The 13,452-nt window shown below is 64.5% G+C and carries 7 protein-coding genes and 1 pseudogene; 4 read left to right on the top strand and 4 right to left on the bottom strand.

The genetic code is table 11. From position 1 onward, the window contains the following. Positions 1-1,946 precede the first annotated feature (1,946 nt). Positions 1,947-2,045: pseudogene (locus AB0H78_RS14210) on the bottom strand (IS5/IS1182 family transposase); the annotation flags it as partial. A 2,450-nt stretch (positions 2,046-4,495) separates the two neighbouring features. Here AB0H78_RS14210 and AB0H78_RS14205 point away from each other — a divergent pair. After that, positions 4,496-4,894 (top strand): transposase, encoded by a 399-nt coding sequence (locus AB0H78_RS14205; protein ID WP_363234626.1) that lies wholly within the window; start codon positions 4,496-4,498, stop codon positions 4,892-4,894. Between the two features lie 27 nt (positions 4,895-4,921). After that, a complete protein-coding gene (locus AB0H78_RS14200) occupies positions 4,922-5,851 on the top strand; it encodes a LysR family transcriptional regulator (protein WP_363234625.1) in 930 nt (309 codons plus the stop codon). A gap of 132 nt (positions 5,852-5,983) precedes the next feature. Here AB0H78_RS14200 and AB0H78_RS14195 read toward each other — a convergent pair whose 3' ends face one another. Then, a complete protein-coding gene (locus AB0H78_RS14195; RefSeq protein WP_363234624.1) occupies positions 5,984-7,186 on the bottom strand; it encodes an FAD-dependent monooxygenase in 1,203 nt (400 codons plus the stop codon). A 311-nt stretch (positions 7,187-7,497) separates the two neighbouring features. On the opposite strand from AB0H78_RS14195, the gene AB0H78_RS14190 reads away from it, so the two are divergent. Together AB0H78_RS14190 and AB0H78_RS14185 are read left to right on the top strand one after the other, a co-directional pair. Beyond that, positions 7,498-8,703 carry an MFS transporter gene (locus AB0H78_RS14190; protein WP_363234623.1) on the top strand — a complete coding sequence of 402 codons (1,206 nt, stop codon included), beginning with the start codon at positions 7,498-7,500 and terminating at the stop codon, positions 8,701-8,703. Between the two features lie 633 nt (positions 8,704-9,336). Beyond that, entirely contained in the window at positions 9,337-10,170 is an 834-nt protein-coding gene (locus AB0H78_RS14185; protein ID WP_363234621.1) for a serine protease, read from the top strand. Positions 10,171-10,706: 536 nt separating this feature from the next. Here AB0H78_RS14185 and AB0H78_RS14180 read toward each other — a convergent pair. Both AB0H78_RS14180 and AB0H78_RS14175 read right to left on the bottom strand, forming a co-directional pair. Next, on the bottom strand, positions 10,707-11,918 hold the full coding sequence (locus AB0H78_RS14180; RefSeq protein ID WP_363234620.1) for an FAD-dependent monooxygenase: 1,212 nt from the start codon (positions 11,916-11,918) through the stop codon (positions 10,707-10,709). A 1,230-nt stretch (positions 11,919-13,148) separates the two neighbouring features. Further along, on the bottom strand, positions 13,149-13,433 hold the full coding sequence (locus AB0H78_RS14175) for a hypothetical protein (protein ID WP_363234619.1): 285 nt from the start codon (positions 13,431-13,433) through the stop codon (positions 13,149-13,151). Positions 13,434-13,452 lie beyond the last annotated feature (19 nt).

The following is a 13,452-nucleotide window of genomic DNA, read 5'->3' as shown; positions in this document are numbered from 1 at the left end:
AAGGATGTTCCAAAATATCAAGCCCGAGGGTTCTTTGACACGGAGGGAGAAGTGATGGAGCGCGAGACAGGCAGCGCATCTGGGAAACGAGCCGCCAAGGGGAAACGCAACTGGACGCAGCGAGAGATTCGGCTAGTTGAGCAACTGGCGTTGGTGCACAACCGTTTGCAGACAGCCTACGCGGAACGGGCTGCGCTCATCGCTTACATGTCCCGCTCCCACGCATCAACTCTCTCTCCCCCGCTATCTGACGGTACGCGGAGGCTAATCGTCGATACGGGATTTGGGCGGCTGGCATGGGTTATTCCTCCAGACGACCTGCATCACTTTAGCCACTTGCTCGGCGGAACCTCGGCAGAAAGCCGGGAGGACGATGAGACCCGCGACAGCCGACTCGCTGTGCTTCACCTGCAGCGTGCTCCCACGCGTGCTGCCCGAGAACCACGGGACCTTGTTGTAGACGGGCGCACGAACAAGTCCAACGCCCGTCACTGAGGAAGTCATGACTCAGTGACGGTGCCATAGAGCGCGCATGCGACTCAGATGGTCCACTCCGCAGCATTGGCGATACGCTTCGCCGCCCGGCTGCTACAGGTTCGCATCCCCTCGCGTCGGCTTCGGCTGCTGTCGCTGATCCTTCGCTGGGTTCATCGCAGGCTGAATCCTGTGACAGAGCATGGCAGTTGGCACCGTTACACAGCTGCGACTAGAGGCAACGCCAGTTGGCCTGCTGAGACGGGTCGGCCGAATGAGCATGCTTGTTGACACTTACGTTCAGGCGGACGTCTCGCTCGTTCCTTTCGCCTGCCGTGTAGCTCTGGAAGTTCCCGGGCCATGTCGATCTTGGCGCCAACTAACCTGCTTTTGCACCAACTCAACAGCGCCGTCGCAAAACTCAGCCTCGTTGGTATTCCGCTTTCAGGCGTGATGACGGACGCCTGGGACTCGATTGGTTCTTGAGCACCGGAGCCTTGATGCCGGCACGGGTCAGGACTTCAAACTCACCCGACGGACGCCTTCAGTCCGACTGCGTACCTTCGTGCTGAGGCCGTAGACGGCACATTGAGATGCCCCGGCGGTCACGTGGACTGCCGGGGCAGGGCGGACCGGTCGTACTGCATCCCAGGGCAAACCCTGTAAGGCACCAGGCCTTCCCCCAACGCTCCATACTGGCCGGGGGCGGAGCGATCCTATCGGGATCTCACTAGCAAACAGCTTGCCGGTTGGAGCTGGCTTGTCCCCGGCATCGGAGCTGGAGTTGAGGGACGTCTGCACATTCGCGGCAGCCGAGGCAGACTCCTCAGGGGTAGCGGGATCGAGACGTGCGCTGGGTGTGGACTTCTCTGGGTTCACGGGGACGAACTGGTCCCTCCCTCCGAGAATGCGCTTTGGAGGCAAGCCGAGCCCACGCTCGCGCAGCCAGTTGGGCTGTCCTGCGGAGAAGTACGCCTTGTCCGCACGGGGCTTGGCGGGTCGGCGCCGCCGCGTTCCTCGGCGGGACTAGACGGCGGGGCTTCCGAGGGAGAGCGGCTCGAGGGCGAGACCGACACATGCCTATTCACACCTGCCACGGCGGTGGCAAGCGGGATGCACTGGGAATCTCCGCACGTGCAGTTTGCTGCGCTTCTTGGCGCAATTGACCGGGGTCGGTCCGGTCAGCGATCCGCTGTCATGGCGGGAACCCGCGTCCACGATAGGCGAGGTCCCGTCCACTTCGCTCTTGGCCCGAGTTTGTCCAGCACCGCCCGATACGGCCGAGGCCATAGGCCCTTCTATGGCTCGACTGATGCGGCTGATCTGGCAGCCTTCTCGATCGTCGCGCAGTAGGCGGTGCGGGCTACCTCATCGATCTGCGCGGGCCGGCCGGGTCTGGAGCGTGGGATGCGCATGCGTTCCAGAAGGGGGCGTGCGCAGATGCTGTCGTGACGGCCGGGCGCCGGCAGGATCGCGAGCGGGCGTCCTTTGCCGGTGCAGGCTAGGTGGATTTTGGTGGGCAGCCCGCCTCGGCACCGGCCGAGGGCGTGATCATCCAGTTCGTCCGGCCGGCACGTTCCCCATTTCGGCCAGTGGCGGCGGCGTGCTGGTCGGCTCGGAGACGGTGGAGTCGATCTGCACCAGTCAGTCGATCTCGCCGACCGCGTCCGCGGAGGCCTGGACCCGCTCGAGGGGTTCACAGGTCGTCGTCCACTTCCACAGCTTCGACCGAGCCATCCCGCACCCTCAGATCATCGGTCTCCGAGTGATCCAACCATCTCGACGGTCGGACGCGCGTCCGGCCTGGTCAGCGGCTGAGGCCGGAGCGCTCCGGACCGGCCACGCGGTGACCATCAACGGTGGTGAAGGCAGGTACACCCGGAAACCCCCTCCCACGTCGTCGGGTTCTGCGCGACGCAGCAGTTTATGGCGCACAGATTCGGTTGGCCTTGTCTGTAGCGACAGGTTCCTGGAGTGAGTTTGAAGATGCGTGTGCGCTATGGGAGCGGAAGGAATGACCGTCTTTGGCGACAGATGCGGCCCATGTCACATGGTTGTCCAAAAGAGTGACCGTCAGTGTTTTGATGGTTAGGGGAACGCTGCTAGATCGTTTAGTTGGGTATGACGAGTTTTCAGGACTGGGTGTCGGGAATCAAAGAACTGCCAGGGCCCAGTGAAGAACGATTGGATACATTGCGCAACGGGGCCGGTATCGACGATCTCACCGTGGCAGAGAAGGCCGCTTGGCTGCTTCAGATTTTTGCTGACTACCGGCAAGTTCGGTCTGGCTGGGGAGCTGACGTCACCGTAGTGCGATTCGTACCCGAGCGCAGTGGGCGCATCCTCACCGGAGACCCGCTCAAGTTTGTTGTGCTCTCCGTAGTCGACCAGTCTCAGGCCCTGTCAACCATGACACGAAAGCCAGTTCGAGTGATCCACACCGTGAACGGAAGCACCGATCATTTCCTGCCCGCACTGCGGAAGTGCGGGCTCAGCGGCGAGAGTCTCGCTACCCCTCACTGGGGCGTAATCCCTGCCGCTCGCTAGGGAGCGAACCTACCACCCCCGTACCATGAAATATCGCTATCACCACCTCCCGGAACGAATCCCTCCAACAGTCGTTGGACATTGCGCTCGTCTAAAGACTCCCGGCTCCAGAAGGTGGATATGTATCGATATGCGGGATCCAAAATCGGCGTGACATTCCTGCGCACGGCGCTGCGGGTCGGTGTGACACTCGTTGTGGCCGGCACTGCCAGCGGGGCGGGTGCCGCATTCGCGGAGTCGCACCCGAGTGTCGCTTCCCCTGCCAGCCCCTCCCCCGCGGTCCACGGTGCCACGACTGATGCGGGCGACCCTCTGACAGGATCTCTTCACCACGCCCTCCTGCCTGTCAGCCTCATGCGTTTGGACCCGCTCGCAGGCACGGGAGTTGACCCCCTGGACAATGCAGTCGGCACGCAGGTGGCCGACTTCAAACCGATTTCAACGGCGTCTGTGACAGGTGCCGTGACGAAAGGTGCTTCACTCCAGGACTTGTTGAATAACTGAACCGGCTCTGCCGATGTGGCGACCCATAGTAGTCAGCCAAAGGGGTCGTTCAAGGTCTGAACGTTCATGCCGAAACGCCTAAGCGTCCGCAAATAGAACTGGGTGTCAGCGGCGAGACCATGGGCCGGCAGCAGGATGCCAACCAAGAGAGCGGACACCTGCGTGCGGGCCGTGGCCATCGCCTCGTCCAGGGCGGTATGAGAGCGGCCAGCACCTCGATGGCCTCGTGTTTGTGGCGGTGCGCGGAGATTTCGATGCCGAACCCGCCAGAGAGCTGGGAATGGGTGTCACAGCGTCGCAGTCGTGCCAGGGCAGGCTGGGCATGTCAGCCCGTGAGCAGGCTTCTCCAGTAGGTGTGGAACCCCCGCCTCCTCGATGCGAGTTACCCAGGCCAGAAGAGGAGATCTGCACTCGATGCTGCTGGCCGACGACTCCTCTACCGGGAGGTCTATCGTTGTGCAGGAGCATCCAACTCACTTTGACCACAGTGAGGTTGGACGAGACCCTCGGTGCCAGCTGCCTCCTGAGCGAAGTCTGCCTTCCAGGCATGTCTTTGTGGTTGTCGCATCAAGTCCCCGGCACAGTGCACTCGCCGTTGAGCCAAACGGGCTATTGGCCGTTGCCCGATGCGCAGACTCTCGTTCCACAAGTGGGACAAGTCGGCCAGCCGCTATCTACGACTTGTCCCAGTCAGGGTGTCGTTGCTCGCGGAAGCCGCGTATGCCCATACGTGAGCGCTCCCTCGCCTGTAAACCCGGCGAGGGAGTTGCTCTCTTCGTGGCACCACGGCTAAGGATCAAGGGGACCGTGATGCTGGACATCCAGCCTAGGTCGCCACGTTCCTCATGTACGAACAACACTCTCATTTCTCTAAGAGCTCGTAACACGATCTTGTTGAAGTGTGCCGGTAGGGCGTTACCGGTGTGATGATTCGGCCGTTCGTGAGGGGGTGGGTACTCGACCATGGATCGTGGACGATGAGTTGTGGGCGCTGACCGCGCCGCTGCTGCCACCGTGGCCGGCACGCTCGCCGGGGCCCCGACCGGTGTCGGACCGGCGCTGCCCCCAGGGCGTTCTGTTCGTCCTCTACAACGACATAGCCTGGCAACTTCTGCCCTTGGAGCTGGGGTTCGGCTCGGGTCAGACGTGCTGGCGGCGTCTGGACCGGTGGCAGAAGGCGGGGGCCTTCGACCAGCTGCACCGGGTCCTGCTCACGGAGCTGAACGCGGCCGGCAAGCTCGACTGGTCACGCCGCGCTGGTCTGACCGCTCGGCGTGTGATGAGCGGAGCCGTGTGCGCGTGCGCCGGCGAGCCGCCTCCGTGGTCTCCCTCGAACGCGCGACAACGTACGATCCGCACCAACCGGTGACTCGGGGTGTCGTCAGGCGGGGGCGCTATGGAACTGCGGGATATCGAGATCTTTCTGGTGCTGGCGGAGGAGCTGCACTTCGGCCGGACCGCCGATCGGCTGCACGTCTCCCCGGCGCGGGTCAGCCAGGCCATCAAGAAGCAGGAACGGCGTCTTGGCGTCGCCTTGTTCGAGCGCACCTCCCGCAGCGTGATCCTCACTCCGGTCGGCCGCCGCCTGCGCGAAGATCTCAAACAGGCCCACGACCTGATCCAGATGGGGCTCGCCCGCGCGAGCGTCGCCGGTCAGGGAATTCGCGGAACGCTCACGCTCGGCTCGATGGGGGTGGCGGCGAACCTGATACGCCCGGTCATCGAGAGATTCCAGGCCGAGTTCCCGGGCTGCGACGTGGAGATCGTCGAGACTCATTTCAGCTCTCCGTTCAGCCCGTCACGGAGCGGCAAGGTCGACCTGCAGCTGCTGTGGCTGCCGGTGTGCGAACCCGACCTGAGCGTGGGGCCTGTCGTGTTCACCGAGGGGCGCGTACTCGCCGTGGCCACTGATTCCGATCTCGCCGGACGTGAGTCGGTGACGCTGGAGGACCTCGGCGGCCGTCTCGTCCCCGACATGGGCGCCGAAGCCGCAGGCTACTGGGGCGATGCAATGATTCCCACTCACACGCCGAGCGGACGGCTCATCCCGCGAGGCAAGGCGCCGGAGACCTTCCATGAGGTTCTGTCGATGGTCGTGGCCGGGGACGTCGTCTCCCCGGTGAACGAGCACGTCACCCGCTACTACACCCACCCCGACATCACGTTCCTCCCCTTCACCGGCGTCCCAGCCACCGACTGGGCGCTCGTGTGGTCGGCTACTGCGGACTCCGCCCTGCTGAGGGCGTTCCTGGAGTCGGCGCGCGACGGCAGCCCGCGCCGCACGCCAGTCCCGCAGCCGGCTTCGGAAATATCCCCGACCGTCTAAGCAGGCCCGGCAGGTTCCCGGTACTACCGCCCGCCTTCTGCTTCAGTTCCGCCTGCGGGCCCGGGCAGTCGGCCGATGTTCCGCGACGGAGCGGGCGTTCGCCGCCTGGGACCGACGCGGGACAGCGCGCCTCTATGCCGGATCGAGCGGTGCCGAGGAACCGACATCGGCGGCGGGATAGGCGGGCAGATCGATGGCGGTCGCCGCCTTGGTGGTCATCTTGTCCAGGAATCTGCTCATGGGTCCGGCGGTGAGCACTTTGAAGGTCCACGTGCGGCGACGGATGTTCTTCGGGGCGAAGAACGAGCCGACGCCGCCGGCCACCTGCTGGCATGCCTTGGTGAGTTTGGCGATGCGCTGCTCATAGGCGGCGAACGCAGTTCGGTGCTCGTGGGCCGCGGCCAGCTCGCCGGCCAGGACGTAGGCGCACACGACAGCCAGGCCCGTGCCCATGCCGCCGCAGGTGGCGCCGTAGCCGGCGTCGCCCAGCAAGGCGACGCGGCCCTTGGTCCAGGAGTCCATCTTCACCATGCTGATGGTGTCGAAGTAGAACGACGGCGCCTCGGCCATGTCGGCCAGCACCTGCCCGCTGTGCCAGCCCATCCCCGCGAACGCTCCCGCGACCAGGCGCTTCTGCCCGTCGACGTCTTGGCGGTCGATGTTCCCGACGTCGGCCGCGAACACGCACATCACGTTCGCGGCGGTGTCGTCGTGGATCGGGTACACCGACAGGCCGCGGTCCGGCTCGCTGTACAACATCACGTCGCGGTGAAGTCGCAGCCGATTCGGCGCCTCGAAAATTGCCACGTGGTAACCGGTGTCGTGAACGAACTCAGACTCCGGTCCGAAGGCCAGGCGGCGGACATTGGAGTGCAGCCCGTCCGCACCGATCACCAGGTCGAAGGCTTCGGAGACGCCGCGCTCGAACGTCACCCGGACCGCGTCACCGGTGTCGACCAGCTCGCTGATCGAGTCGTCGAAGACGTAGCGGACGGCGTCCCTGGTCAGGTCGTACAGGATCGCGGCCAGATCACCGCGCAGGATCTCGACCTCGCCGCCGGTGAACGAGGCAGGCAGCCTGACCAGATCATGCCCCTGATCATCGACCATGTGCAGATCCCCGTTGCCGGTCCGCCTGCGGTGGACCTCCTCCAGGATTCCCATCTTCTCCAGCACCGACAGGTGCACGTGACCGCGGAAGTCCACAGCCTGCCCTCCCGGCCGAATACTCTGCGCACGCTCGACCACCGTCACCTCGTACCCGTACCGTGCCAGCCAGTACGCGAGCGCCGGACCGGCGATGCTCGCCCCCGAGATCAGAACCTTCTTACGCATCAGTCCACTCCTTGCTGTCGCTGCCGATGGACACGGCCTGCGCCGTGACCGGAGAGCACTCACGCGGCGCCGGCCCCGCGGAGGCAGCCGGCCGCACAAGCACTGCCCGCCCACACTGACCGCCCGACCTCACCTCGAACAACGACGAGTTCGGCGCCGCACCGATAACTCCTGAGTTCACGATCGACGCCGACGATCGCGCAGGGCCGAGAGTCGACTCCTCCAGGCGCCGCCAACGCTTGCTCACGCCGTACGGGTGATGTCCGAAAGCGGCCAGACTTCGCAGTTCTGCGCTGCTTGGCTCAAGGACCATGTCAACGCTCACACAGGTTCGCCCGCGCTCTCCGTTCGTCGACTGGCTGGCGGTCACCTCCCTCATGCTGGGCATCTTCGCGATCGTCACCAGCGAGATCCTCCCCATCGGCCTGCTGACCGTCATCGGGGCCGAGTTCGGCGTGTCCGACGGCGTCGCGGGGCTGACCATGACCGTGCCCGGCGTCGTCGCCGCGTTCGCCGCGCTCGCCGTGCCGCTGTCCGCCGCGCGGGTGGACCGGCGGATCATGCTCTGCGCTCTCATGGCCGTACTCGCCACCGCCGACGTTCTGGCGGCGATCGCCGAGTCCTACCAGGTGATGCTGTTGTCGCGGGTCCTCGTCGGCCTCACCATCGGCGGTTTCTGGTCGATCGGGGCCGGGCTCGCCGCCCGGCTCGTACCACCGCGGTCCGTCGGTACCGCCACCGCACTGATCTTCTCCGCGGTGCCCCTGGGCTCGGTGCTGGGCGTCCCGGCGGGAACCTTCGTCGGAGACCTGGCCGGGTGGCGTACGGCCTTCTCCGCGTTGGCCCTACTCGCGGTGCTCGTGCTGATCGCCCTGCTCGCGCTGCTGCCCCCGCTGCCGGCCCATCAGGTCATCGGCCTCGGGGTCCTGCGCGACCTCCTGCGCTGCCGGGACACAAGAATCGCCCTGCTGGCCACTTTCCTCATCGTGCTGGCACACTTCGGCACGTACACCTATGTCACGCCGTACCTCCGGCACGTCACCCACCTCGGTTCCCCAGCCATCAGCGCCATACTTCTCGCCTACGGAGCGGCAGGAATCGCGGGCAACTTCCTCGGCGGCCGGGCCCTGGCTCTGAGCCTGCGCGGCACCTTCGCGGCGACGGGCTGCCTGATCGCGCTCTCCACACTCCTGCTGCCCGTCCTCGGCACCGCACCCGCCGGTGCCACGGCCCTGCTCGTCCTCTGGGGTCTGGCCTACGGCGCGGCGCCGCTCTGCTCCCAGACCTTCTTCGCCCATGCCTCCCCCGAATCCCCCGAAGGCGCCACGATCCTCTTCACCGCGTCCTTCCAGGCGACCTTCGCTCTCGGCGCGCTCCTCGGCGGAACCGTCGTGGACGCACTGTCGGTCACCACCCTGATGGCCTGCGGCGGCCTCGTCGCACTCCTGATGGCCGTCTGCCTCCTGGCCCTCACCCGACCTGGTTGCCGACAACGGAGGCGCTCTCCTGGTTGGTGACTACGGTCCCCAACCATCAGAATCAAGTTCCCACAGGCTGCAGGAGGCTGTGCACGAGCGCGGCTGTTCACAGGTGGTGTCCTCCTTCCTCGCCCAACCGCACTGACTCCCGGGTATGCCCGTCATCCGCGGTGGCTGGGCCCGCAGTCGGGACGACGGCGGCGGCATCCAGGACCGCGACAGCGGTCAGGTCAAGCCTGTTCATCGCGTAATTGCAGGGGCTGGTCGGGCACAGGCGCCGGACCAGTGGGTTCCGGTTCCCCGAGTCTCCGCGCCCTGATGAGAACTGGCCACCGTGTACGCCCTTGGGTAGCGATCGCAGGATGGTTTCGCGAGGTGCGGGACTCTGCGCAGACCCGGGAAGGTCGCGGGCTCCGACTTCACTTCGACGAGGTGTCACGGCAGATCCCGTTCCCAGTTCAGTGCGGGTATGGGTGGCGAGTGCGCAGTGAGGTTCGCCGCTCAATGTCGTAATATCGGCGGGGTATTGAAAGCACTGACCTATGACCGTTTCATCCCTGTCCGCTCAAATTTCGCGTGAGACGGTTTCGCTCGACTGTCCGAAATACCGTCCGCAGAGGTCGCCTTAGTGACCACCGCACGCGTGTCGAATCTCAATTTTGAGGAGCCGCTGTGCGTCGTCTCACCACCCGGGTGCTGGCGGGTATTTCCTTCCTGATCGCGTTGGCGGCTCCGGCTTGCTTGATTGCGCAGGTTCCTGCCGCTGCCGCGACATCGATTATTGGAGGGCACCCGGCACACGTTGCTGACAGCCCTTGGGTGGTGGCTCTCACCAGTCGCTCGCGCTTTGGTGATGACCGGGCGGGTCAATTCTGTGGCGGGGTCTTGGTCTCTTCACGTGCCGTGGTAACGGCCGCCCACTGCCTGACGCGAGAGGCCCTGGGGATTCCTCCGAGGAGCGTTCACGATCTCAGGGTGATTACTGGGCGTGACAGGTTGCGCGCTGCTGGGGGACGAGAGATCCGGGTGAAGTCGATCTGGTCCGATCCACGCTTCAATTCCACGTCGTTTGCTAACGACTTGGCAGTTGTGACTCTGGCTCAAAGCGTTCCCAAGTCTGCCGTACTGCCCTTGGCGAGCGCTGCAAACCGGAGCGATCTACCGGGCGTATCCGCCACTGTCTACGGGTGGGGGGACACAACGGGTCGAGGGAGCTTCGCAGAGGTCTTGAACACGACACAGTTGCGTGTCTTGCCAGATGCATGGTGCGCAACGGCCTATCCAGGAACTCGAGGGGGAAAGTATCTGGCTTCTTCGATGGTTTGTGCCGGGAGCCTGGATCGTCGGCGCGACTCGTGTCAAGGCGACAGCGGCGGCCCGTTGGTCGCCCGCGGCCGACTGATCGGCGTCGTTTCATTTGGCAGCGTCAAATGTGGGCAGCCCAAGCAGCCAGGTGTCTACACGCGCATTTCAGCGGTAGCACTCAAGATCCGCACACATACTTGATGTTGCAGCAGCGATGTGTGGGCGATTCGCCTTTCGCCCCAGGCGGTATCTCCCGCATGTGGTCCCTCACCACCGCTGGCAGAGGGACCACACCATTCCCGTGCGCTGCCCCGGTGTATGGCCCGGACGCACGATGGCTGCAGGAATTATCTGATGCAACCTGAACGCTCTGCTCAACGATGTGACAAATAATGAGTCACGCTGATGGTGGAAGAGGTGGTGGTTGCTGAGGTGAGGTCTGCGAGCGATCTCTGACAGATGTTCTTGCACGAGGCTGCGAGCCTCCGTGTGACGCCTCGAGTTCAGAGTCTTTCGGGCAGATGCAGCCCATGCGCATGTGAGACCCCGGCAACCGGCCATGTCTTCCAAAACTTGAACCGGTCGCCGGGGAGCTACGAAGGCAGGGTTACAAGGGTTTCCCTGTTCCTGCATGCTCCAGCTTATAGAGCAGGTCTCTTTGTTCGGATCACCACGCCGAGATTCTCAACTATGCCTTCTCGATTTGCTCCGTTGAGAGGTTCAGCGGTTCCGGATACTCACGGCCGATGTGCAGACTGCAGGGCGGCCGCCAGCTTGCTTCCGACTCGTTGCTTGAGCCACCGCATTGCCTCGAGGCGGCCAAGCGCCTGGTCCAACTGGAAGTACAGTCGGGGCGGTAGGTGTGGCAGCAGCGGGGAATGCCTTTGCCCAAGCAGTGAGAACATCTGATGTGGCGTCATGTTGGTGTAGCGCGTCAGGTTCTCGTACCAATGCGCACTGTGCCGGGCCGCACTCTGTGAGGTGAGGATGGCCTTCTTTCGTTCACGGGTGTAGTTGCTCAGCGCGGTGGGGGTGTCGGCGTACTCGGCCTCATGGAGGGTCCGCGCGAGGCTCATTGCGTCGCGCAGGGCCAGGGAGGTGCCGGCACCGATCGAGTAGTGCGTGGTGTGGGCAGCGTCTCCGATGAGGACGAGGTTCTCGTGCGTCCAGGAGGTATTGGTCACTGTAGTGAAGGTCTGCCACTGGCTCCGGTCGCCCGCATCTGTTCGCCCCACGAGTGGGCTCCCGGCGAGCAGGTCGGAGAAGATTTCTTCCATCAGGCCGAGGGCTTGCTCCTCATCGAGGCGATCCAGTGCCAACCCGGCCCAGGTTTCGGCAGAGCACTCAACGATGAAAGTACTGCCGTGGGGGCCGTAGCCGTATGCGTAGCACCAGATCCACCCGTGTTCTGTCTGGATGAACGCGAAGGTGAAGGAGGTGAATACGCGAGCAGTGCCCAGCCAGATGTACTTGTTGGCTCCTTGCGACTTTCGGGTGCCGAAGGCCTTGGCGTGATGGTCCCTCAGTTGGCTGTGTACTCCGTCGCCCAAGACGACCAGGTCGGCTTCGGGTAGCTGCGTGGCGGACACGATGTGGCTTCCGAACTCGATCTGCACACCGAGTGATTGCGCACGATCCGTGAGAATGCCCAGGAGCTCGTGTCTTCCGATGGCATGGCCCACGTCGCCCTGGTGGGTGACCATGGCGCCGCGCAGGTGAGCAACGCCAGAGCTCCAGCTCACTGAGGATGCGGCGATGGCCCGTGCGGATGCTGGATCGTGTTGATTCAGTTCCTCTAGGAGGTCAGGCCAGCAGGTGACGCCCCAGCCGTATGTGCTGCCTGGCAGCCGGCGTTCGAGAACGGTGATCTCGTGTCGAGGGTCCCGCGCCTTGAGCAGGATGGAGAGGTAGAGGGTGGCAGGCCCTCCGCCCACACAGGCAATTTTCAACGCGTACTTCCTATTGTTCTGCTCCGGGAACTGTTCAGTTCGGAGGCTCTACGGGGTCGGATGCGCCTGGATCCGGATGAGGGTGCGTGGGGGCGCGATGGCCGGCCTCGATCTCGCGACGGCAGCCTTGAGGTTCTGGCAGAGCGGGCCGCGAGAGGCCTGGGCGCGGGTCGTTATGTGACCCGGGCCAGGGGCATCTGCGTCGCGCAGGGAGCCCTTGGCCGGCCATGGCCCTCGGAGGCGATGTTCCCGGAGCAGTGGGGAGGCTTTAGGTCAGTGGCGTCCGTGCTTGCGTCGCCGCGAGGCTCGCATGAGTGCCGCACCGATGAGCGTTGTGGCGACCGCTACTGTGCCGAGAGTGTAGAGGCGTTCCGTGGGACCCGTGGCTGCCAGTTCGTGCGTGGTTGAGGGGGGTCCTCCGTGAGGGGAAGCCGCGGGCGGTGTGGAGGCGTTGGCGTGCGGTGACGCCGGGGGGCTCGGGTGCTGGGTGGTGGGGAGCGGGGCTGGGGGGCTGGGGGCGGGAGCGGAGGGTGGGATGTAGGCGCGGTCGCTCGGTGTGGGAGTGACCGCGAGGGGGGTGCCCACTTCGCCGTAGCCCTGGGGGCTGCCATATCCCGTCTCGTCACCGTAGTTGGACGGCTGCTCGCTCTCGCGCAGTTCGATTTCATGACGGGTAGGCGAGGACTCCCCGTAGCCCGGGGCTACGGGTGCAAGTCCACTGCTGCCGTAGCCGTTTGCGTTCTCGCTCTCGTAGCCGCCCGCGCCTTCGGGCTTGATTGTGGATTCGCCTTGTCCGTAACAGGCAGTGGGTGGGCAGGTTTCGGCCGCGGCGTCGTGCACGTATAGAGCGCCTGTGGCTGCCGCCGCGGCGACAACCACAGTCGACACGACAAACCCGGTGGTGGCACGCATGCGCAGATCTCCTTGCTCGTGGCGGTTTTTGCCAAAAGCATATTTACTCCCATCTGAATATCTTCTGATCTGTTCATGAGTTCAACCCGAATGGCTCTGCCCTGTTACACAGGAGGACCACCAGCCGGGTTCCCGGAACGCAATTTGTGGTCCTGGAATACGCGGCTGTGGCAGTTCTGAACCTCATAGCTTCGGCGCGGCCATGGTCATCGTTGCCACGCCATGCGACAGGAGCTGGCGCGCCCCGCGCCGGCGGGGCATGCCACGGCTTTGCGCGTGCACGCGTGTTGCGGAAAGCGGCTGCTCCGGCTGGATCGGTTACTGAACGCTCGGAACCAGGTTGGTAAGGGGTGCAGCCAGGTCGGTGGCCTGGTGCAGTTCATTCAGCTTGTCCAGGCCGTTCAGCTGCTCCGAGATGGCCGGGACGTCCTGCTTGTGCGCTGTGGGGATCGCCGTGGTCCCGAGATTGTCCAGCGTGTCGGTAGCCGAGATGGCTGTGGTCTTGGGCAGCGGGAGCGGTGCTGCCTGGGCTGCCGGCACTGCCAGCCCTGCGGTTCCAGTAAGGATGGCAAGGGCGGTGGCGATCCGTCGAGTGGAGTTCATGCCCTGTCAAACGGCTCAG

Source organism: Streptomyces sp. NPDC050738 (assembly GCF_040654175.1).
GTDB lineage: Bacteria > Actinomycetota > Actinomycetes > Streptomycetales > Streptomycetaceae > Streptomyces.
Note: the sequence above shows the minus strand (reverse complement) of the source record. Positions and strands in the feature narration are given on the sequence as shown.

Coding starts and splice junctions, on each gene's coding strand:
- AB0H78_RS14200 (WP_363234625.1), top strand. CDS start 4,922: ATGGAACTGCGGGATATCGAGATCTTTCTGGTGCTGGCGGAGGAGCTG.
- AB0H78_RS14195 (WP_363234624.1), bottom strand. CDS start 7,186: ATGCGTAAGAAGGTTCTGATCTCGGGGGCGAGCATCGCCGGTCCGGCG.
- AB0H78_RS14190 (WP_363234623.1), top strand. CDS start 7,498: ATGTCAACGCTCACACAGGTTCGCCCGCGCTCTCCGTTCGTCGACTGG.
- AB0H78_RS14175 (WP_363234619.1), bottom strand. CDS start 13,433: ATGAACTCCACTCGACGGATCGCCACCGCCCTTGCCATCCTTACTGGA.